The sequence below is a fragment of the Hydrogenophaga sp. genome (assembly GCF_018780075.1).
Lineage (GTDB): Bacteria > Pseudomonadota > Gammaproteobacteria > Burkholderiales > Burkholderiaceae_C > Hydrogenophaga.
Genome location: NZ_JADMKB010000037.1, coordinates 91,351 through 110,217, shown reverse-complemented (window position 1 = coordinate 110,217; position 18,867 = coordinate 91,351). Strand labels below are relative to the sequence as shown.

Below are 18,867 nucleotides of genomic sequence, written 5' to 3'. Positions count from 1 at the left end.
GGGCGCCGTCAGGGAAAGCTCGGGAAGTCCCTGATTTTATTCGAGGGGCTGGCGGGCGGCGGCGATGCACTCGGCAAGCACGCGCGCGTCGCCCACCTGGTTGGCCAGCAGCAGGATCAGGCGGGCGTTGAGCAGCTCGGACGATTCGCGGCTCAGGCCCTGGTGGGCGTCGAGCAGCTGCTCGTAGAAGCCATCGGCGTCCTGGAGGTTCGGGGTGGTTTTCATGGTGTGTCCAATGGGTTCAGCGCAGGCCGAGTGAGCGTTCGATGGCGGCGACCAGCCGGCCGTCCACCGCCTCGCCGGTGGCGGCCAGGTAGCCGTCGGGCCGCACCAGCGCCCAGGCGTGGCCGAACACATGGCAGGCGCCCTGCAGGTGGCCCTTGGGGTCGAGCACGTGTTCCACACACTGCGAGCGACCCTCTGTTGGCACCACCTGCACCGCGCGCAGCGGTGCGTCGGCGCACAGGCGGCGCACCCGCTGCAGCGCCGCGGCGGGCTGGTCGCCGAACACCAGCAGCAGCAGGTCGCCATGCGCCCAGTCGAGCAGGCGGTTGACCGTGCCTTCGCCGCCGTCGGCCCAGGTGAAGCGCACGTTCTGCACGCTCTGGCCGGCCGCGCTGCGGCCACGGTCTGTGTGGGCGTAGGTGCAGGCACCGGAGCCGCTGTAGGGGTTGGCCACGGCCATGCGGCCGGTGTTGACCATGGGGCGCGCGAAGGGGAATTGTTTGGCCAGGCCGATCACGGCGTGGCGGAACACACGCTCGATTCCGTCGGCCGGGCGCAGGAAACGCGCGGTGCGGTGCGTGACGCGCACGTTCTCGCGGGCTGCCTCCAGCCGCTCGTCGTTGAAGCTCTCCAGCAGGCTGGGGTGCGCCTTGCCCTGCAGCACGGCGGCGAGTTTCCAGGCCAGGTTGTCGGCGTCGGACACGCCGGTGTTGCCGCCGCGCGCGCCAAAGGGGCTGACGACCTTGGCCGAGTCGCCCATGAAGAACACGCGACCCTCGCGCATGCGGTGCACGCACTCGCTGCGGTAGGCGTAGGGACCGACCCAGACGATCTCGACACCCGCGTCGGGGCCGAACTGGCGCGCCAGCCGCTCGCGCACCACGTCTTCGCGGCTCACGTGTTCGGGGTCGGCGTTGGGCGCCATCTGGTAGTCGATGCGCCAGACGTCGTCGGCCATCAGGTGCTGCCAGACGGCGCGGTTCTCGTTGAACGGGGCTTCGACCCAGGTGTGGCGCTCGACCGGTGGCTGTTTCGTGAAGCGCACGTCGGCGATGCACCAGCGGTCGTCGCCGCGCTTGGTGTCGGCGGGGATCTGCAGCCACTTGCGCAGTGGGCTGTTGGAGCCGGTGGCGTCGATCACGTGCTCGGCTTCGATGCGGTAGCTGCCGGCGGGGGTGTCGACGGTGAGCGTGGCGTACTGGTCGTTCTGCTCGAAGGCGGTGAGGCGGTTTTGCCAGCGCAACTCGACCGCGCCCAGCGCCTGGATGCGGTCCACGAGGTAGCCCTCGATGTAGAACTGCTGGATGTTGATGAAGGCGGGCTGGCTGGAGAGGTGGAAGTTGCCCTGCTGGCGCAGGTCGAAGCTGTAGACCTCGTCGTCGCCGGCGAAGGTGCGGCCCACGCTCCACTGGATGCCTTTGGCCGCGATGCGCTCGAAGATGCCGAGGCGCTCGAAGATTTCGAGCGATTTCTGGGTGTAGCAGATGCCGCGCGACGAGGCGCCTTTGACGCCGACGGTGTTGTCTTCGTCGAGCAGCACGGCTTGCACGCCGAGGCGCGAGAGCGAGCAGGCGAGGGTGAGACCGGTGATGCCGCCGCCGACGATGACCACCGGGTGTCTGGTGGTCTGTTCGCTGCTGAGTTCGGGTGGCGGGACGAAGGGGTATTCGGGCAGCACGTAGCCGCTGCCCTGGGTGAACTCGTAGCTGTTGGTGTGGGCTGCTTCTTTGTATGTGTTGTGCTGCATCTTTGTCGTCCTCTGTCTTGTTTGGCTGGTTCAGGTTTCGCTCATCTTTCTCGCGGGCTCGGTAGGGCATGGCGCTCTGCTCCGCTCATGTCCCCCGGCTTGGCTGCGCCGTGCCTCCTCCTTTACTTCGCTGCGCAGAGCGCCATGCCCTACCGAGCCACCACATGTGGTTGAGCGGACGGGTACCCAACGTGTGCGCGCCAAAGAGGTCTGCGGCGGCCGGGGTGACCGGCGCAGCGAGGTAAAGGAGGAGACAACGGCGAAGCCGTTGGCGGGGGACACGAGCGGAGCCGGTCACCCCGGCCGCCGCAGACCGGAGTAATGCCAACGGCAAGGTCAATGCCAACCCACATCGGGTCAAGCCAAAGAACGACCCACAAACTCAGGCCGGTCGTTCTGCTGCGGCTTCAACGGCGCAGACGACTTGCCCTCGGCCCGCTCGCGCCGCCACTGCTCCTTGCGTGCGTTCCACTCCGCCAGCCTCGCGTGCGCCGTCTTGCTCTCCTGCAGCATCTCGAACTCATCCGCCAGCTGCGCGGTCAGCTCCATCCGGATGCCGTTCGGGTCAAAGAAATAGATGCTCTTGAAGATGTGGTGGTCCGTCACGCCCAGCACCTCCACACCGTGCGCCTGCAGCCGCACCTTGGTGTTTTCCAGCTCCTGCACCGTGTTCACGCGGAAACTGATGTGGTTCACCCACTTCGGCGTGTTCGGGCTCGGCAGCGCGGCCTCATCGTCGCCCAGGTCGAAAAAGGCGATGAACGAACCATCTTGCAGGCGGAAAAAGAAGTGCGTGTACGGGCAGTACTCGCCCGTGCTGGGCACCACGTCGCTCTGGATGATGTGGTACAGCGGCAAACCCAGGATGTCCTCGTAGAAGCGGCGCGTTTCCTCGGCGTCCTTGGCCCGGTAGGCGTAGTGGTGCAGCTGCTGAACGGCGGCGGGCGGGGGCAGGGCGGTGTTCATGGTGTGTCTCCTGTGATTCAACGGAGCATAACGAATTTATCTAAACGAAATTCTTTGCTGGCCGGTGTCCGCGCCAGTTTGAGGGTTTCCCGAGGGCTTGTCGATGGCGCTGCGAACGGTTATCAGTTGGGTGCTGCCCATAGCCTCGCGCAATGCTGCGCATAGCCCAGAACAATTGACGGCCCTCCGCGAACGGGCGTAAGGTGACCCTCGTCTCAGCGGGTCCGGCCTGTGTTTGGGCGGCCTCGCTGGGCGTTGTTCCACCCACGACAAGGAGATAGACCCATGGCCGCATTGAAAGGCTCGAAAACCGAGCAGTGCCTGAAAGACGCCTTCGCGGGCGAATCGCAGGCCAACCGCCGTTACCTGTATTTCGCCAACAAGGCCGACATCGAGGGCCAGAACGACGTGGCGGCTCTGTTCCGCTCCACCGCCGAAGGCGAGACTGGCCACGCCCACGGCCATCTGGAGTTCCTGGAGCAGTCCGGCGACCCGGCGACCGGCCTGCCCATTGGCTCGACCCGCAACAACCTCGCCTCCGCCGTGGCCGGCGAAACCCACGAGTACACCGACATGTACCCCGGCATGGCCAAGACCGCGCGCGACGAAGGTTTTGACGAGGTGGCCGACTGGTTCGAGACCCTGGCCAAGGCCGAGCGCTCGCACGCGAACCGGTATCAAAAAGCGCTCAACGAGCTGGTGGACTGATTGACTGGAACACCCCCGCCGCGCTGCGCGCGACCCCCTCAAGGGGGCAACGCTGGCGGCCCGGCGGAGCCGGTTCCGCGGCGTTCTGAGACTTCTCTCCGGACGCCGTTTTTGAAAGCGCTTTTTATTTTCTGAGCGCTTTCAAAAACCCACGATCCAACCCGCACAGACGAGGAGACGAGACATGGCCACCGAAGGCAACCTGCAGGCGCCCACGCGCCATGCGCTCGACTGGAAGAACCCCGACTTCTACGACGAAGAGAAGTGCTTGGTCGAGCTGGAGCGCATCTTCGACATCTGCCACGGTTGCCGCCGCTGCGTGAGCCTCTGCGGGTCGTTCCCCACGCTGTTCGACCTGGTGGACAACAGCGAGTCGCTGGAGGTCGATGGCGTGGCCAAGCAGGACTACTGGAAGGTGGTGGACCAGTGCTACATGTGCGACCTCTGCTACATGACCAAGTGCCCCTACACGCCGCCGCACGAGTGGAACCTCGATTTCCCTCACACCATGTTGCGCGCCAAGGCGATCAAGTTCAAGAAGGGTGAGGTCAAGCTCAGCGAGAGGCTGCTGGCCTCGACCGATCTGCACGGCAGCTTCGCCGGCATCCCCATCGTGGTCCAGGTCGCCAACGCGGTGAACAAGACCCAGTTCGCGCGCGGCGTGATGGAGAACGTGTTCGGCGTCGACAAGGACGCCTGGCTGCCCGAGCTGGCGACCAAGAAGTTCCGCTCGGGCACGCCAGCCGCCCAGGCGTCGAAGGTGGTGGACGGCGAAAAAACGCCCGGCAAGGTCGCGATCTTCTCCACCTGCTACATCAACTACAACGAGCCCGGCATCGGCCTGGACCTGCTCAAGATCCTCGACCACAACGAGATCCCGTACACCCTCGTCGAGAAAGAAAAATGCTGCGGCATGCCCAAGCTGGAGCTGGGCGATCTTGACTCGGTGCAGGCCAGCCAAGCCGCCAACATCCCGGTGCTCGCGAAGTACGCGAAAGACGGTTTCGCCATCCTCGCCGCCGTGCCCAGCTGCGCGCTGATGTTCAAGCAGGAAATCCCGCTCATGTTCCCGGACGACGCCGACACGCAGCTCGTCAAGGAACACATGTGGGACCCGTTCGAGTACCTGATGGCGCGCAAGCGCGACGGCCTGCTGAAGACCGAATTCCCGCAGAAGCTGGGCAACGTGAGCTACCAGATCCCCTGCCACGGCCGGGTGCAGAACATCGGCCGAAAGACCGAAGAGATGCTCAAGATGGTCCCCGACACCACGGTCAACACCATCGAACGCTGCTCCGGCCACGCCGGCACCTTCGGCGTGAAGAAGGCCTACCACCAGCAGGCCATGAAGATCGGCAAGCCCGTGTTCAAGGCCATGGCCACCATGAAGGACGGCGCGAAGCCCGACTACATCAGCTCCGACTGCCCGCTCGGCGGCCACCACATCGCCCAGGGCTTCGAGGTCAACGGCCTGGGTGCGCCGGAGCTGCAGCACCCCTTGTCGTTGGTCGCCAAAGCCTACGGTTTGAAATGACCCCCACGCTCCGCCGCTGCGCGGGTCGCTGCCCCCGAAGGGGGCGCGTTTCGCCTTGGGGCGGCCCGGCGGCAAAACCCTGAAAGACCACCATGCAACTCACCGGACACATCACCCCCGACAGCCTCATGGGCCTGGAGGCCTACAGCAAGTGGCGCAAGACCCACAAGCCCGAGGTCATCGCCCACCGCAAGCTGCGCAGCGTGCAGCTCGGCGAACACCTCAACCTGCAGTTCGAGAGCGAGACCACCATCCGCTACCAGATCCAGGAGATGCTGCGCATCGAGAAGATCTTCGAGGAAGAGGGCATCCAGCAGGAGATCGACGCCTACGCGCCGCTGGTGCCCGACGGCGGCAACTGGAAAGGCACGTTGATGATCGAATACACCGACGTCAACGAACGCAAGCGCGAGCTGGCCCGCCTCATCGGCGTGGAAGACCGCCTGTTTGTCGAGGTCGAAGGCATGGCCCGCGTCTATGCGATTGCGGATGAAGACCTCGACCGCGAGAACGATGAGAAGACCAGCGCGGTCCACTTCGTGCGCTTCGAGTTCACGCCCGCCATGCGCGCCGCCATCCAGGCCGGCGCGGCCGTCAAGCTGGGCTGTGACCACACCCACTACCCCGCGCACGTGCAGATTGGGCCGGAGACGCTGGCGAGCCTGGCGGGGGATTTGAAGTAGGCGCCCTCAGCCGGGGGAAGGCATCCCCCAGCGGACCCAGTCGAGGCCGGTGGGGGCTTCAATGCACAAGGGCCGGCCGGTGTGCGGGTGGGCCACCGTCAGCGACACCGCGTGCAGCCACATCCGCTGCACCCCCAGCCACGCCGCCACCGCCCGGTTCAGCGGACCTTTGCCGTGCGTCGAATCCCCGATGATGGGGTGCGAGATGTGTTTCATGTGGCGCCGCAACTGGTGGCGCCGGCCAGTCAGCGGTTGCAGTTCCACCAGCGCGCAGCGCAAGGTCTCGAAGCCGCCGAAGGCCAGCGGCCACTCGTGGCGCTCCAGCGTGCGGTAGCGGGTCTGCGCGTCCTGCAGCTCTTCGCGTTGAGACCGCATGTCGTCGGGCATTCGCTTGAGCGGATGATCGATCAGGCCTTCCTCCGATGGCCAGCCGCGCACCATGGCGTGGTAGGTCTTGCGCAGCCCTTCACCGCTGTCAAACGCCTTGCCCAGCGTGCCCGCGGTGCCCGCGTCCAGCGCGAACAGCAGCACGCCGCTGGTGCCTTTGTCGAGCCGGTGCACCGGCCAGACCGGCTGGCCGATCTGGTCGCGCAGCAGCTGCAGGGCAAAGCGGGTCTCGCCCGCGTCGAGGCCGGTGCGGTGCACCAGCAGGCCCGGGGGTTTGTGCACGGCTGCAAGATAATCGTCCCGATACAGGATTTCCAGCATGTTGTTTCTATTGTCCCCCGCCAAGGCCCTCGACTTCGAGACGCCGGCCCACACCAAGACCCACACCCAGCCGCTGTTCGTCGAGCAGGCGGCGGCGCTGATCGCCGTGCTGCGCGAGAAGTCGCCGTTGCAGGTGTCGGCGTTGATGGATTTGTCCGATCAGCTCGCGGGGCTCAACGTCGCCCGCTACCAGGCCTGGCAGCCGAAGTTCACCGCCAAGAACTCGAAGCAGGCGGTGCTGGCGTTTGACGGCGATGTGTACGGCGGGCTGGACGCGAAGACCCTGAGCGAAGAACAGCTGGGCTGGCTGCAGCAGCACCTGTGCATCCTGAGCGGGCTCTACGGCGTGTTGCGCCCGCTGGACCGCATGCAGCCCTACCGGCTGGAGATGGGCACGCGCCTGCAGACAGAAAAGGGCGCCAACCTCTACCGCTTCTGGGGCAGCCAGGTCTCGGACTACCTGAACCAGCGAGCGCGGGCCGACAAGAGCCCTGTGGTGATCAACCTCGCGAGCGACGAGTATTTCAAGGTGGTGGACCGCAAGGCGTTGAAGCCGCGCGTGGTGACGTGCGTGTTTGAAGAGCGCAAAGGCGAGAAATACCAGATCATCAGCTTCTTCGCCAAGCGCGCGCGCGGCCTGATGGTGCGTTACGCACTGCAGCAGCGCGCCGTGAAGCCCGAGCAGCTCCAGGGCTTTGACCTGGAGGGCTACCGTTATGTGCCCGCCGTGTCCCACCCCGACCGGCTGGTGTTCCGCCGTGAGCAAAAGCCTGCAGGAGCCCTTGCACCATGACCCAGACCGTCACGCCCGAGCTGCGCCAGTGGATCATCGAGCAGTCGTCCGCCGGCTGCCTGCCCGAGGCCGTGCTGGCCTCGATGGTGCAGGCCGGCTGGCGGCCCGAGGTGGCCGAGGCCGCGCTGGAGCAGACCCTGCGCGACCACCTGCAGCAACTGGGCGCGGGCCGGGCGGTGAGCCCTGCGCCCGCCACGGCCGTGCGCGGTGCGGTGGGGGTGAAGGTGCCTGATCTGGCGTTGACCGGTTCGCCGCGCCGCATCGATGCGGGCGACCGCATGGTCGATGTGGTGGTGTCGATGAGCCAGCCGCGCGTGGTGGTGCTCGGCGGCTTGCTGAGCCACGAGGAGTGCGACGGGCTCATCGCGGCCGCTCGCCCGCGCCTGGCCCGCTCGCTCACGGTGCAGACCGCCACCGGTGGCGAAGAGCTGAACCCGGACCGCACCAGCAACGGCATGTTTTTCAACCGGGGCGAGAGCGAGCTGATCCGGCGCCTCGAGGCGCGCATCGCGCACCTGGTGCACTGGCCGATCGAGAACGGCGAGGGCATCCAGGTGCTCAACTACCAGGTGGGCGCCGAGTACAAGCCGCACTACGACTACTTCGACCCGGCCGAGCCGGGCACACCGACCATCCTCAAGCGCGGCGGTCAGCGTGTGGGCACGGTCGTGATGTACCTCAACGAGCCGGCGCGCGGTGGTGGCACCACCTTCCCCGACGTGGGGCTGGAGGTGGCGCCCGTGCGCGGCAGCGCGGTGTTCTTCAGCTACAACCGGCCGCACCCCGGTACCATGAGCCTGCACGGCGGTGCGCCCGTGCTCGAAGGCGAGAAGTGGGTGGCCACCAAGTGGCTGCGCGAACGGGTCTTTGAATGAACGCGCCCCGGGTCGCAAGCCCACCCTGACCCCGTTGCCCCTCCCACCGCCGACCGCCGAGACACCCCCACCGTGAACATGACACCCGACCATTCCCCTCTGGGCAAACCCTCGGCCTACGTCGACCAGTACGACCCCTCGCTGCTGTTCCCGCTGCCGCGCGAACCCAAACGCACCGAGATCGGCATCACCGGCAGCGTGCCATTTCTGGGCGCCGACCTCTGGACCGCGTTCGAGCTGAGCTGGCTCAACCTGAAGGGCAAGCCGCAGGTGGCCATCGCCCACATCACGATCCCCTGCGAGAGCACGCACATCGTCGAGAGCAAGTCGTTCAAGCTCTACCTCAACAGTTTCAACAACACCCGGCTGCAGAGCGCCGACGAGGTGCGCGAACGCATCCGCGACGACGTGAGCGCGGCCATCTGGAGCGGCGGCCCGGTGAAGGCCGGGGCCGGGGTGCGCCTGTTGCTGCCCGAGCTGTTCGACTGCGAGCCGGTCAAGGAGCTCGAAGGACTGTCGATCGACCGGCTCGACGTGGAGTGCGACCGCTACCAGCCCGCCCCCGAGCTGCTGAGTGCCGCGCTGGACGAGAAGCCGGTCGAAGAAACCCTGGTGAGCGACCTGCTCAAGAGCAACTGCCTCGTCACCGGCCAGCCCGACTGGGGCAGCGTGCAGATCCGCTACAGCGGGCCGCAGATCGACCAGGCCGGGCTGCTGCAGTACATCGTGAGTTTCCGCAACCACAACGAGTTCCACGAGCAGTGCGTCGAGCGCATCTACATGGACATCATGGCGCGCTGCAAGCCCGCCAGGCTGATGGTCTACGCGCGCTACACGCGCCGCGGCGGCCTCGACATCAACCCCTGGCGCAGCAGCCACCCGCAGCTGCCGCCGGCGAACGTGCGCATGGCGCGGCAGTAGGGGTTGCTGGCGAGCGGTAGTTCCGTGCAACGCCAGGTCGCGCGGCGCGGGGGCGTCACCTCCGGCGCGACGTGACCCTCACCCAGGATGCGGTGGAACCGGCTCCGCCGGGCCACTCGCATCGCCCCCTTTGAGGGGGTCGCGCGCAGCGCGGCGGGGGTGGGCCATTTCACAACATCTTCTGGATCAGCGCGCCCTTGAACAGCACCGGTCCGGTCGGGCCGGTTTCGCTCGGCACACCGCCCTTGGGCTCGAGGCTGATCGCGAGCGCCGGCACTTCATTCACATCGCGCTGATCGGCCGCGAGCTGCAGCAGCTTCTCCTGGCTCAACACGCCCAGTGAGCGCGGCGCGGCGCCTGGCGGCAGGGCCCAGAGTTGCAGCGACTTGTCGGACGCTTCCTGGTAGCCGCCCACGCGCTGCAGCGTCAGCTTCCGGTTCTTCGGGTCGAAGGTCACCAGCATCGAGGCGCTGGCCTGCTCGTCGTTGAGCACGGCCACGTATTCAATCTGCGGTTGGGCACTGAGCTTCGCTTGCAGCTCGCCGATCTGCGCGCCCAGGTTGTCTTTCAGGCCCACGGCGGTGACCACGGCGAGCACGGTCGCCAGCGCGCCCGCACCGGCCGCGCCACGCCACAGCGCCAGGCTGCGGAACCATCCACCGGCGGTTGTGGCCTTGGCCTCGCGCGCGGCCGCCATTGCAGTCTGCTCGCGCTCGGCCCTGATCAGGTTGTGGATGCGCGTCCACACGGCTGGCGAGGGCTCGGCCTGCGTCTGCAACTCGGTCATGCTGGCCACGCGGCTTTGCCACACCAGCGCGGCCGCCCGCACGGGCGCCCGCTCGCGCGCCAGGGCCTCGAACCGGCGGCGCGCGCCGCCGCGCAGCGTACCGACGGCGTAGGCCGCCGCGAGGCGGTCGAGCAGTTCGGGGTGGTGGTGAATGTTCATGGACAAGCTTCAGTTTTTCATGGCGCCGCAGCACCAACCGCACCGCAAGAAGCGACGCCGCCCGGGGGCACAACCGGCCAGCGAGCGGTCCAACCCAAGGGCACCGCCGGGCCGGCTTTGCCGGACGGCCAGTGCCGCCCCCCTAGAGGGGGGTGACGCGAAGCGGCGCGGGGGGTGTTCATGCAAACCTCGCCATACAGATGCGCAGCTGGTCCAGCCCGCGCCGGATCCAGGTCTTGACCGTGCCCAGCGGCAGCTTGAGCTGCTCGGACAGCTCGCCGTGGCTCAGGTCGCGCAGGTAGGCCAGGCTCACCACCTCGCGCTGCTTGTTCTCCAGCCGCCCCAGGCACTGGTGCAGCGCCCAGGCCTGCTGGCTGGCGAGGCTGGTGTCCATGGGGTTGGGCGAGTCGCCCGCGAGCGTGTCGGCCATGTCATCGTCGATCTCGTCGCGCAGGTGCTCGCGGTCGGCCTTGCGGCGGCGCAGCAGGTCGAGCGAGCGGCTGCGCACGATCAGCCCCAGCCAGGCCATGGGCGGGCTCAGGCTCGCGCGGTAGTCGGGCGCGTTGCGCCAGATCTGCAGAAAGCTGTCTTGCAGCGCGTCTTCGGCCCACTCGTTCTTGCCGAGCACGCGCAGCGCCAGCCCGTAGAGCTTGCCCGAGGTCAGGTCGTAGAGCGCCTTCAGGGCGAGCTCGTCGCGCTGGGCGACGCGATCGATCAGGGTCATCAGGGTCTGGTCGGCGTCCATGGGGGGGATTGAGCGCGGGCGGTGTGATCAGTAGGTGCTGCCGGATTCGAACTGCACGCGCCGTGCTTTGCGTGGCTGCACCTGGGTCGGCACGTTCAAGGCGGTGACGGCCTGCACCTGCACGGTGATGGCGGCCTGGTCGACCAACTGGTCGGGGTGCCAGACCCGCAGGCGCATGGCGCCCTCGGGCACCTCGGCCAACGTGGCCACGCCGGTGTCCGAGGTTTTTGTGGCCCATGGCGAGGGCGAGACGTAGACAAACCCGCGCATGGAGCCGTGCAGGTGGCAGCCCAGCTGGACCGGGCCAGCCTTGTCCAGGGTCACCTCGGCGCTGGGTGGGTTCTGTCCTTGCACACGACCGGCCAGGCGGAGCTCAAAGCCGTAGGTGCCGCTGGCCACCAGGCCGGCGGCACCGCCGCGCACGTGGTGGTCCCAGCGGTCGAGGTTGGCGAACTTCACGCGCGAGCCCTCCGGCACCACGCTCACCGCCGGATGGAACTGCATCTTTTCTTGCGTGATGGTGGGGCTGGTGGGTTGCAGGGCCGGCATGGGTTGGCCCGCCGCCGGTTCGAGCACCACCACCGCATCGGGCAGGGGCTTGCCGTCGCGGGCCAGCACGGTGACTTGCACCGAGGCGGCCTGGGCCGTTTGAAGGCCTGCCGCCAGGCAGAGGGCCACGAGGGAGGGCTTGCGCATGGGTTCTCCAGTGTTCAGTTAACGGACGTTGACCACGTCCCGGTGCATCGGGGCCAGCAGGGCCAGCAGCTGATTCTGCCGGGTAAACGGAATCCCGCGTGCGTCCATGCTCTGCTGCAGCACCTCGACCAGGGCGTTGAAGTTTCCGCGGGTGATGTCCATGCTGGCGTGCGCTTCCTTCATGTTCGGGCCCTTGTAGACGCAGGGACCGCCCGAGAGCTGGCAGACCTGATCGGTCAGTTGCTTGGCGAGGTTCGCGAGGTTGGTCTCCTTGAACTGCTCGCCGATGCGGGCGTCGGCCTTCAGGCGCACCACGAAGTCGTCCATCAGGGCGCGGATGCCGGCCTGCTCGCCGAAGGCCTGGTAGAGGCCGGCGGCGGGTGCCACGGGGTAGGCCGATGCGGGCGTGACGGCCACCATGGGTTTGTCCATGGCCTGTGCGGCGGCGAGACTGCTGCCGAGGGACAGCAGCGAGAAGGCGGTGAGGGCGATGAGTTTTTTCATGATCGTGATCGTGTCGGTGTGAATGGGTGGGGTCGATGCGCTGCGGTCAGAACGCGATCTGGGCCGAGACGTAGGCACCGGTCTGCTTCTTGTTCTTGGTGGTCGCCGGTACGACGGTGCCGAGGTCCACGTAGGCCAGGGTCAGCGAGACGTTTTTGCTCGGCGCCCAGGCGATGAACACGTCTTTCCAGGCACCGGAGCGCAGGCCGTCGCCCAGGCCGGCGGCGGCGCCCGCCTTCTTCAGCTTGTTGGGCATGGCGCGGTACTCGACGCCCACCGCCAGGTTCTTGCGCAGCAGGTAGGCGACCGACAGCTCGGGCATGAACTGATAACCGTTGTCGGCGCCGCCCAGCGTGGCGCCGTGGCCGAGCAGGCCACCCTGGTTGGCCTTGGTGGCGCGCAGCGTGCCGTTCACCAGAACGCCCTGGGCGAGAAAAAGCTTGGTCGCGCTCACGTACACGTCGGTGCCCGAGCGCTTGGCGCCCAGCGCCTGCAGCGTGCTGTCCAGCCCGGTGGAATCCAGGCGCTTGTGCTGCACGCCCACGGCGATCTGCGGCATCAGCGAATCGCTGTCGAGGATCGCGTCGCCCGCCACGCGGAGCTTGGCGCCGACGATGTTCTGTTTCAGGTGCAGACCGGGCAGGCCCAGCAGCGTACCGGTGATGCCGGTGTCGAAGTCCTGGTGGCCGACCGACAGCTCCACGCGGTCGTGGATGCCCACCGCCACGCCGTAGGCGCTCAGGCCGTAATCCTGCGTTTCGGCGCGGCTCGCGTAGGCCGAGACACCGGTTTCACCGCCGGTGGCCTGGCTGCCGATCACGGCCCAGGGTGAGAGGCCGCCGCCGGCCGCGCCTTCGATGGTGCTCACGCCGCCGGTGAGCAGCAGCTTGCCGGTGTCGGCGTGGGCGGGCGCGGCCAGCAGGGTGCCGAGCACGGTGGCCGTGGTGGCCAGCGCCAGCAGGCCGGTCTTGGGGGTGGGGCGGTGGGAGGCGTGGGGTTGTTTCATGGTGGTTGGAAGGTGGGGCGGTGGGGGAGGATGCAGGCCAGGCGCATTCACCGCACCCGACGGACTCACTACGCAGACCGGTCACCGGCGGATTCAGTGGAGGTCAATTCCCCCGGTTTTTGAGGGTTACTTGAATCCAGTGCGTCGGGCCGCTGCGTATCCGGAAGGTCGGTACCGCAATCCATTGGCCGGCTGTTCGCTCCACTCCACACACCTCAAAGGACCCCACGCCATGTCAAGCATCGTCACCACCCCTTCTTCGGTCATCGCCACCCCCGCCTCTCGCCGTGGCTTCATGCGCAGCTCCGGCGCCCTCTCGGCCGTGGCCGTGGCCCTGCTTGCTGGCAAAGACGTGCTGGCGCAGGGCATGAGCGCCGACGTCTCCAAAGACGTGTCCATCCTCAACGTCGCGCTCGGCCTGGAGCACGAAGCCATCAACGCCTACCAGCTCGGCGCCGGCAGCGGCCTGCTGCAGAAGCCGGTGCTCGACATCGCGGTGCAGTTCCAGGGCCACCACAAAGCCCACCGCGACGCGCTGATCGCCACCATCCAGAAGCTCGGCGGCAACCCGGTCGCCGAGAAGAAACTCGACGATTACGCCAAGGCGCTGAACGCCGGTGCCCTCAAAAGCCAGGGCGACGTGCTCGACCTCGCCGCCCGCCTGGAGCTGGGCGCGATCAACGCCTACCTGGGCGTGATCCCCTCGCTGGGCAACAAGGACCTGGCCAAGGTGGCCGCGCGCCTGGCCGCCGACGAGACCATGCACTTCACCGTGCTGACCAGCGCCCTGGGCCGTCCGCTGCCCGCCGGCGCCCTGTCGTTCGGTGCCTGAAGATGCGCGCCGGTGCACTGGCCGGTTGGTCGCTCGCGCTGCTCGCCAGCGCGGGCGCACCGTGGGCCCACGCCCAGGGCGGTGACGCCGTGAAAGGCCGGCAGCTGTTCGAGTCGCGCTGCGTCGGCTGCCACAGCCTCGATCAACACCGCGTCGGCCCCGCGCTGGGCACTGTGGCCGGCCGCGCCGCCGGCAAGGCGCCGGGCTACACCTACTCGCCCGCCCTGGCCCAGGCCACCCACGTGTGGACCGGCGACCAGCTGCGGGCCTGGCTCACCGACCCGGAAGCGCTGGTGCCCGGCCAAGCCATGGGTTACAGCCTGTCGCAGGCGGACGACCGCCGCGACGTGGTCGCTTTTCTCCAGTCGCTGGCCCAGGCCCGCCCGGCCCAGTGACCCTCTTTTTCTCAACCACCCAGGAAACCACCATGTCCCTCCGCACCGCTTCCCTCACCACGCTCGCCACCGGCGCCGTGCTCGCCCTCTCCGCCTGCGCCACCGGCGGCCCGGCCATGGCGCCGAAAATGGCCAGCTTCTCGCAGGATGGCCTGCCCGCCGCCGTGCAGGTGCCCGCCGGCCACAAGGTCGCGATGGAAACCGTGGGCGTGGGCCAGATCACCTACGAGTGCCGCGCCAAGAAAGACATGGCCGGCCAGTTTGAGTGGGTCTTCGTGGGCCCCGACGCCAAGCTGATGGACCGCATGGGCCAACAGGTCGGCAAGTACTACGGCCCGCCCGCCACCTGGGAAAGCATGGACGGCTCCAAGCTCACCGCCACCCAGCTCGCCGTGGCGCCCGCCATGGCCGGCAGCATCCCGCTGCAACTGGTGAAAGCCAACCCCGCCATGGGCATGGGCGCGATGCAGGGCGTGAGCCACATCCAGCGCGTGGCCACCAAGGGCGGTGTGGCCCCAGCCATGGCCTGCGACGCGGCTTCGATGGGCAGCAAGCAGATCGTCAACTACCAGGCCGACTACATCTTCTGGCGGCCGGTGTAACACCCCCCGCGCCGCTTCGCGTCACCCCCCTCCAGGGGGGCGGCACTGGCCGTCCGGCAAAGCCGGCCCGTCGGTGCCCTTGGATTGGCGTTGCTGCTTGCGCAGGGGTTCCTTCTGAGGAAGTCCTGGTCGTCTGACCTCAGATCGAGCGGCAGAAACCTTCCAGCAGGTTGACCGCGTTGACGCCGACCTCGGCCACCGCGTAACCGCCTTCGAAGACGAACACCGTGGGCACGCCGGCCGCCGCGAGCAGGCGGCCCACGGTGTCGTAGTCCTCGCTCTTGAGGGTGAAGCCCGAGATCGGGTCGCCCTCGAAGGTGTCCAGCCCCATGGGCACCACCAGCGCATCGGCGTTGAAGTCGTCGATCGCGTCGATGGCAGTGTCCAGCGCGGCGCACCAGGCCTCGAAACCGGTGCCGCGCGGCAGCGGCAGGTTGAGGTTGAAGCCTTCTCCCGCGCCGGCACCGCGCTCGTCGGCATGGCCGAGGAAGAAGGGGTACTCGGTCGCCGGGTCGCCGTGCACCGAGGCGGTGAACACGTCGGCGCGCTCGTAGAAGATGGTCTGCGTGCCGTTGCCGTGGTGGTAGTCCACGTCCAGCACCGCCACGCGCTGTTTGCCGCCGTCGCGCAAGGCCTGGGCCGCGATGGCCGAGTTGTTCAAAAAGCAGTAACCGCCGAAGAAGTCCGGCCCCGCGTGGTGGCCGGGCGGTCGCGTGAGTGCAAACGCCGCGCGCTCGCCGGCCAGCAGCTCGCGCGCCGCCGCCAGCGCGCAGGCCGCGCCACCGCGCGCCGCCGCCCAGGTGCCCGCCGTCAGCGGCGATCCCGAGTCGTACGAAAACAGGCCGAGGCGCGCCGCGAAGTTCTGCGGCAGCACGTCGGTGCGGAAGGCGTGCCGGTTGCCCAGCGGCCAGACCGAGGGCAGGGCGTCGCGCTGCGCGTTCGCCGGGTCCATCGCCACCCACTCGTCCCACGCGCTGGCGAGGAACTGCGTGTAGCGCGCGTCGTGCACCCGCGCGATGGCGGCGTCCAGCTCGGCGTCGTTCACCTCCGGCGTGTGCAGGCCGCCCAACGAGCGCCGTTGCAGCTCGGCCAGCACATAGTCCAGCCGGGCCGGCACCTCGTGGCAGGGCACCATGCGGCCACGGAACATCTCTTCGCGCCCCTGGTGCAGGGCATGGTGGGGGTTGTGGAAGGTTTTCATCGGCGCAGTGTGTCACGGCGCTCGCCGGCGGTCGAGACCACTTCACTCAGGTGGTGCGGTGCCGGACCGACGGGCGCGGCAGAGCCCACTGTGATGCGTTGCGGCCCATCCCGCGTTCGCCTGCTCCGACCCGCGCCCGCAGCCAGCAACTCGTCGGCCTCGCCGGATGGGTGGCCCTGTGTTTCGCCATCGCCCGGCTGGCTGTTTGGTCCGCCGGTGCGCGCGCCCACCAGCGCCGCCTTCTGGCGCCTCCGGCCGCTGGCGGGCGCGCCTCATCCCACCAGCGCTGGGCTATATTGGCAACAGGAATCGTGGCCCACTGGGGACGTGGGCATCGGCGATGGTGGATGCCTTTGTCTGCTCCCGAGGTGACGGCGATCTATCTGGCGTCCGGCGTCAAAGGATTCGCCGCGTTCCTGGCAGGCTGCCCCACCGCGTGTGGTCACGTTGTCCCGTCGCGCTGAAGTGCCGCATTTGATGCCTCACCCCCTCTTCAAGGAGCCCACCATGTCATCTGGAAAAATCCTCGTCGCCCAGGGCGGCGGCCCCACCGCTGTCATCAACCAGTCGCTCGTGGGCGTGGCGCTGGAGGCGCGGCGCTTCCAGAACGTGAAGCGGGTCTACGGCGCGCGCCACGGCGTGCGCGGCATCGTGGACGAGAACTTCGTCGACCTCACGCAAGAGACCAGCCACAACCTCGAAGCCGTGGCGCGCACGCCGGCCTCGGCCCTGGGCTCCACGCGCGACAAGCCGGACCTGAAGTACTGCCAGGAAATCTTCAAGGTGCTCAAGGCGCACGAGATCGAGCACTTTTTCTACATCGGCGGCAACGACTCGTCGGACACGGTGCGCATCGTGAGCGAAGAGGCGCACAAGGCCAACTACCCGCTGCGTTCGATCCACATCCCGAAAACGATCGACAACGACCTGGTGGGCAACGACCACACGCCGGGCTTCCCCTCGGCGGCGCGTTTCGTGGCGCAGGCCTTTGCCGGGGCGAACCTTGACAACGCGTCGTTGCCCGGCGTCTATGTGGGCGTGGTCATGGGCCGGCACGCCGGCTTCCTCACCGCGGCGTCCGCGCTGGGCAAGAAGTTTCCCGACGACGGCCCGCACCTGATCTACGTGCCCGAGCGGGTGTTCGAGATCCCCAAGTTCCTGGCCGATGTGAAGGCGATGTATGAGCGCCACGGCCGCTGCGTGATCGCGGTGAGCGAGGGCATCCACGACGCCTCGGGCCAGCCCATCATCACCCAGCTGGCCAAGGACGTGGAGAAGGACGCGCACGGCAACGTGCAGCTTTCGGGCACTGGCGCGCTGGCCGACCTGCTGTGCGAGGAGATCAAGAACAGGCTGGGCATCAAGCGCGTGCGCGGCGACACCTTCGGCTACCTGCAGCGCAGCTTCATCGGCTGTGTGTCCGACGTGGACCAGCGCGAGGCGCGCGAGGTGGGCGAAAAGGCGGTGCAGTTCGCCATGTGGGGCAGCGTGGACGGCTCGGTGGCGATCAAGCGCACCGGCTTCTACTCGGCCGACTACGAGCTGCTGCCGCTCGACGCCGTGGCCGGCAAGACGCGCACCATGGAGGACGAATTCATCTCGACCAGCGGCACGGATGTGACCGACGCCTTCCGCCTCTACCTGCGCCCGCTGCTGGGCTCGGACATGCCCGACGCCTACCGCCTGCGCAACAACCCGGTGGCCAAGGTGCTGCGGCCCTGAGCGCGGGCCGATGGAGACACAGCAGCTTCTCGCTGGCGAGGCACGAAGGGCCTTGCGAGCGCTGGCCGGTCACTGACCGCTTCTACCGGCTGCGCATCGTGCCGCCGGGCGGCCTGCTGCGCCGGCGCCACCACCTGCGGCTGACGCGCGACGACCGGGTCTGGCCCGATGATCCTCGCGCTGCGGCGTCGGTCCACGCTCTGGAGAGCCGGCTGGCCGCCGTGCGCGCCGGGCTGTCCCCGATCGACGCGCTGTCGCTGAGCGAACTGATGGACGGTTCGGGCGGCGTGCCCCGGTCCTGACCTGGGTCAAGGGCGGCGCGGCCCGCGGGGCCGACACTCTGCGCCTCCTTCCTCACATCCTGTTCGTCCATGTCGGCATTGCTGCGCCTGTTCCGCTCCTCCGCTTCGGCTGCGCCGCCGCGTTCGAATGCGACCGCGCCCGGGCGCCACAAGCCGCACGAAGACGCGCAGGCGCTGCTGACCGGCACCCTCTTTGTGGCTCTGGGCGTGGTGCTGTTCGGCCACGTGGGGCTGCTCACGGGTGGCACCGCCGGGCTGGCGTTCCTCGTGCACTACGCCACCGGCTGGAGCTTCAGCGCGGTGTTTTTCCTGATCAACCTGCCGTTCTATGCGCTGGCCTGGCAGCGCATGGGCGGGCGTTTCACGGTGAAAACCTTTGCAGCGGTGGCGCTGCTCTCGCTGTGGGTGCACTGGGTGCCGGGCTGGATTCAGATCGGCGCACTGTCGCCCGGCTTCGCGGCCGTGGCCGGCGGCTTGCTGATGGGCGCGGGCATGCTGATGTTGTTCCGGCACCGGGCCAGCCTGGGTGGTTTCAACGTGCTGGTGCTCTACCTGCAGGAGCGGTTTGGCTGGCGCGCGGGCCACCTGCAGATGGCGCTGGACTGCGCCATCGTGCTCGCCGCCTTCTCGGTGCGGGCTCCGCCGCAGATCGCCTGGTCGGTGCTGGGGGCGGTGGTGCTCAACATGACGCTGGCGATCAACCATCGGCCCGGTCGCTACATGGCGGTGTGAGTGGGTCGGCCGGCAAAGCTGGCA

Annotated in this window: 22 protein-coding genes; 12 read left to right on the top strand and 10 right to left on the bottom strand. The window is 68.0% G+C overall.

The features are described from left to right. Positions 1–36: 36 nt before the first annotated feature. The 3 genes from IV088_RS08815 to IV088_RS08805 all read right to left on the bottom strand — a co-directional run bounded on the left by IV088_RS08815 (position 37) and on the right by IV088_RS08805 (position 2,938). The gene (locus tag IV088_RS08815; protein ID WP_236962254.1) at positions 37–225 is read right to left on the bottom strand and encodes a DUF2783 domain-containing protein; all 189 of its coding nucleotides are present in this window, start codon (positions 223–225) and stop codon (positions 37–39) included. Between the two features lie 16 nt (positions 226–241). Beyond that, positions 242–1,972: an FAD-dependent oxidoreductase gene (locus IV088_RS08810; protein WP_291100622.1), complete on the bottom strand. Its 1,731-nt coding sequence runs from the start codon at positions 1,970–1,972 to the stop codon at positions 242–244. Positions 1,973–2,329: 357 nt separating this feature from the next. Then, complete coding sequence (locus IV088_RS08805) at positions 2,330–2,938, bottom strand: VOC family protein (protein WP_291100620.1); 609 nt, start codon at positions 2,936–2,938, stop codon at positions 2,330–2,332. A gap of 285 nt (positions 2,939–3,223) precedes the next feature. Between IV088_RS08805 and IV088_RS08800 the strand changes: the two genes are divergently transcribed. The 3 genes from IV088_RS08800 to IV088_RS08790 all read left to right on the top strand — a co-directional run bounded on the left by IV088_RS08800 (position 3,224) and on the right by IV088_RS08790 (position 5,863). Next, positions 3,224–3,646: a rubrerythrin family protein gene (locus tag IV088_RS08800; protein ID WP_077328371.1), complete on the top strand. Its 423-nt coding sequence runs from the start codon at positions 3,224–3,226 to the stop codon at positions 3,644–3,646. Positions 3,647–3,830: 184 nt separating this feature from the next. Then, on the top strand, positions 3,831–5,180 hold the full coding sequence (locus tag IV088_RS08795) for a heterodisulfide reductase-related iron-sulfur binding cluster (RefSeq protein ID WP_291100616.1): 1,350 nt from the start codon (positions 3,831–3,833) through the stop codon (positions 5,178–5,180). Between the two features lie 92 nt (positions 5,181–5,272). Beyond that, the gene (locus tag IV088_RS08790) at positions 5,273–5,863 is read left to right on the top strand and encodes a DUF3501 family protein (RefSeq protein ID WP_291100613.1); all 591 of its coding nucleotides are present in this window, start codon (positions 5,273–5,275) and stop codon (positions 5,861–5,863) included. 6 nt (positions 5,864–5,869) lie between these two features. Here IV088_RS08790 and IV088_RS08785 read toward each other — a convergent pair whose 3' ends face one another. Then, positions 5,870–6,571: a pseudouridine synthase gene (locus IV088_RS08785; RefSeq protein ID WP_291100611.1), complete on the bottom strand. Its 702-nt coding sequence runs from the start codon at positions 6,569–6,571 to the stop codon at positions 5,870–5,872. On the opposite strand from IV088_RS08785, the gene yaaA reads away from it, so the two are divergent. From yaaA to queF, 3 genes are all read left to right on the top strand, one after another. Continuing rightward, positions 6,570–7,364 (top strand): peroxide stress protein YaaA, encoded by a 795-nt coding sequence (yaaA, locus tag IV088_RS08780; protein WP_291100608.1) that lies wholly within the window; start codon positions 6,570–6,572, stop codon positions 7,362–7,364. The genes IV088_RS08785 and yaaA overlap by 2 nt on opposite strands. Next, positions 7,361–8,239 (top strand): 2OG-Fe(II) oxygenase, encoded by an 879-nt coding sequence (locus IV088_RS08775; protein WP_291100606.1) that lies wholly within the window; start codon positions 7,361–7,363, stop codon positions 8,237–8,239. The genes yaaA and IV088_RS08775 overlap by 4 nt, the downstream gene beginning before the upstream one ends. 78 nt (positions 8,240–8,317) lie before the next feature. After that, positions 8,318–9,160 carry an NADPH-dependent 7-cyano-7-deazaguanine reductase QueF gene (queF, locus tag IV088_RS08770; protein ID WP_291100866.1) on the top strand — a complete coding sequence of 281 codons (843 nt, stop codon included), beginning with the start codon at positions 8,318–8,320 and terminating at the stop codon, positions 9,158–9,160. A gap of 169 nt (positions 9,161–9,329) precedes the next feature. On the opposite strand, the gene IV088_RS08765 is transcribed toward queF, so the two are convergent. The 5 genes from IV088_RS08765 to IV088_RS08745 all read right to left on the bottom strand — a co-directional run bounded on the left by IV088_RS08765 (position 9,330) and on the right by IV088_RS08745 (position 13,057). Beyond that, positions 9,330–10,106, bottom strand: a complete 777-nt coding sequence (locus IV088_RS08765; RefSeq protein WP_291100603.1) for an anti-sigma factor — start codon at positions 10,104–10,106, stop codon at positions 9,330–9,332. A 178-nt stretch (positions 10,107–10,284) separates the two neighbouring features. Then, positions 10,285–10,851, bottom strand: coding sequence for a sigma-70 family RNA polymerase sigma factor (locus IV088_RS08760; RefSeq protein ID WP_291100600.1), 567 nt, complete (start codon positions 10,849–10,851; stop codon positions 10,285–10,287). A 27-nt stretch (positions 10,852–10,878) separates the two neighbouring features. After that, on the bottom strand, positions 10,879–11,547 hold the full coding sequence (locus IV088_RS08755; protein WP_291100597.1) for a plastocyanin: 669 nt from the start codon (positions 11,545–11,547) through the stop codon (positions 10,879–10,881). Between the two features lie 18 nt (positions 11,548–11,565). After that, positions 11,566–12,051 (bottom strand): group 1 truncated hemoglobin, encoded by a 486-nt coding sequence (locus tag IV088_RS08750; RefSeq protein WP_291100594.1) that lies wholly within the window; start codon positions 12,049–12,051, stop codon positions 11,566–11,568. 46 nt (positions 12,052–12,097) lie between these two features. Continuing rightward, the gene (locus IV088_RS08745; protein ID WP_291100592.1) at positions 12,098–13,057 is read right to left on the bottom strand and encodes a DUF3034 family protein; all 960 of its coding nucleotides are present in this window, start codon (positions 13,055–13,057) and stop codon (positions 12,098–12,100) included. A gap of 232 nt (positions 13,058–13,289) precedes the next feature. Between IV088_RS08745 and IV088_RS08740 the strand changes: the two genes are divergently transcribed. The 3 genes from IV088_RS08740 to IV088_RS08730 are packed head-to-tail and all read left to right on the top strand — an operon-like array spanning position 13,290 to position 14,886. Beyond that, complete coding sequence (locus tag IV088_RS08740) at positions 13,290–13,889, top strand: ferritin-like domain-containing protein (RefSeq protein ID WP_291100589.1); 600 nt, start codon at positions 13,290–13,292, stop codon at positions 13,887–13,889. Between the two features lie 2 nt (positions 13,890–13,891). Next, positions 13,892–14,284, top strand: a complete 393-nt coding sequence (locus IV088_RS08735; RefSeq protein WP_291100586.1) for a c-type cytochrome — start codon at positions 13,892–13,894, stop codon at positions 14,282–14,284. Between the two features lie 32 nt (positions 14,285–14,316). Continuing rightward, on the top strand, positions 14,317–14,886 hold the full coding sequence (locus tag IV088_RS08730) for a DUF3455 domain-containing protein (RefSeq protein ID WP_291100583.1): 570 nt from the start codon (positions 14,317–14,319) through the stop codon (positions 14,884–14,886). 139 nt (positions 14,887–15,025) lie between these two features. Here IV088_RS08730 and IV088_RS08725 read toward each other — a convergent pair whose 3' ends face one another. Further along, positions 15,026–16,087: a histone deacetylase family protein gene (locus tag IV088_RS08725; RefSeq protein ID WP_291100580.1), complete on the bottom strand. Its 1,062-nt coding sequence runs from the start codon at positions 16,085–16,087 to the stop codon at positions 15,026–15,028. A 507-nt stretch (positions 16,088–16,594) separates the two neighbouring features. On the opposite strand from IV088_RS08725, the gene IV088_RS08720 reads away from it, so the two are divergent. The 3 genes from IV088_RS08720 to IV088_RS08710 all read left to right on the top strand — a co-directional run bounded on the left by IV088_RS08720 (position 16,595) and on the right by IV088_RS08710 (position 18,843). Next, positions 16,595–17,809, top strand: coding sequence for a 6-phosphofructokinase (locus IV088_RS08720; RefSeq protein WP_291100577.1), 1,215 nt, complete (start codon positions 16,595–16,597; stop codon positions 17,807–17,809). A gap of 98 nt (positions 17,810–17,907) precedes the next feature. Further along, a complete protein-coding gene (locus tag IV088_RS08715; RefSeq protein WP_291100574.1) occupies positions 17,908–18,111 on the top strand; it encodes a hypothetical protein in 204 nt (67 codons plus the stop codon). Between the two features lie 69 nt (positions 18,112–18,180). Beyond that, positions 18,181–18,843, top strand: a complete 663-nt coding sequence (locus IV088_RS08710) for a YitT family protein (protein ID WP_291100571.1) — start codon at positions 18,181–18,183, stop codon at positions 18,841–18,843. Positions 18,844–18,867 lie beyond the last annotated feature (24 nt).

What these genes read in the sequence shown, in the direction of transcription:
- IV088_RS08730 (WP_291100583.1), top strand. Translation starts at nt 14,317, where the DNA reads ATGTCCCTCCGCACCGCTTCCCTCACCACGCTCGCCACCGGCGCCGTG.
- IV088_RS08710 (WP_291100571.1), top strand. Translation starts at nt 18,181, where the DNA reads ATGTCGGCATTGCTGCGCCTGTTCCGCTCCTCCGCTTCGGCTGCGCCG.
- IV088_RS08785 (WP_291100611.1), bottom strand. Translation starts at nt 6,571, where the DNA reads ATGCTGGAAATCCTGTATCGGGACGATTATCTTGCAGCCGTGCACAAA.
- IV088_RS08760 (WP_291100600.1), bottom strand. Translation starts at nt 10,851, where the DNA reads ATGGACGCCGACCAGACCCTGATGACCCTGATCGATCGCGTCGCCCAG.
- IV088_RS08800 (WP_077328371.1), top strand. Translation starts at nt 3,224, where the DNA reads ATGGCCGCATTGAAAGGCTCGAAAACCGAGCAGTGCCTGAAAGACGCC.
- IV088_RS08755 (WP_291100597.1), bottom strand. Translation starts at nt 11,547, where the DNA reads ATGCGCAAGCCCTCCCTCGTGGCCCTCTGCCTGGCGGCAGGCCTTCAA.
- IV088_RS08810 (WP_291100622.1), bottom strand. Translation starts at nt 1,972, where the DNA reads ATGCAGCACAACACATACAAAGAAGCAGCCCACACCAACAGCTACGAG.
- IV088_RS08735 (WP_291100586.1), top strand. Translation starts at nt 13,892, where the DNA reads ATGCGCGCCGGTGCACTGGCCGGTTGGTCGCTCGCGCTGCTCGCCAGC.
- IV088_RS08765 (WP_291100603.1), bottom strand. Translation starts at nt 10,106, where the DNA reads ATGAACATTCACCACCACCCCGAACTGCTCGACCGCCTCGCGGCGGCC.
- IV088_RS08745 (WP_291100592.1), bottom strand. Translation starts at nt 13,057, where the DNA reads ATGAAACAACCCCACGCCTCCCACCGCCCCACCCCCAAGACCGGCCTG.
- IV088_RS08720 (WP_291100577.1), top strand. Translation starts at nt 16,595, where the DNA reads ATGTCATCTGGAAAAATCCTCGTCGCCCAGGGCGGCGGCCCCACCGCT.
- IV088_RS08790 (WP_291100613.1), top strand. Translation starts at nt 5,273, where the DNA reads ATGCAACTCACCGGACACATCACCCCCGACAGCCTCATGGGCCTGGAG.
- IV088_RS08740 (WP_291100589.1), top strand. Translation starts at nt 13,290, where the DNA reads ATGTCAAGCATCGTCACCACCCCTTCTTCGGTCATCGCCACCCCCGCC.
- IV088_RS08750 (WP_291100594.1), bottom strand. Translation starts at nt 12,051, where the DNA reads ATGAAAAAACTCATCGCCCTCACCGCCTTCTCGCTGCTGTCCCTCGGC.
- IV088_RS08775 (WP_291100606.1), top strand. Translation starts at nt 7,361, where the DNA reads ATGACCCAGACCGTCACGCCCGAGCTGCGCCAGTGGATCATCGAGCAG.
- IV088_RS08805 (WP_291100620.1), bottom strand. Translation starts at nt 2,938, where the DNA reads ATGAACACCGCCCTGCCCCCGCCCGCCGCCGTTCAGCAGCTGCACCAC.
- IV088_RS08815 (WP_236962254.1), bottom strand. Translation starts at nt 225, where the DNA reads ATGAAAACCACCCCGAACCTCCAGGACGCCGATGGCTTCTACGAGCAG.
- queF (WP_291100866.1), top strand. Translation starts at nt 8,318, where the DNA reads ATGACACCCGACCATTCCCCTCTGGGCAAACCCTCGGCCTACGTCGAC.
- IV088_RS08725 (WP_291100580.1), bottom strand. Translation starts at nt 16,087, where the DNA reads ATGAAAACCTTCCACAACCCCCACCATGCCCTGCACCAGGGGCGCGAA.
- yaaA (WP_291100608.1), top strand. Translation starts at nt 6,570, where the DNA reads ATGTTGTTTCTATTGTCCCCCGCCAAGGCCCTCGACTTCGAGACGCCG.
- IV088_RS08795 (WP_291100616.1), top strand. Translation starts at nt 3,831, where the DNA reads ATGGCCACCGAAGGCAACCTGCAGGCGCCCACGCGCCATGCGCTCGAC.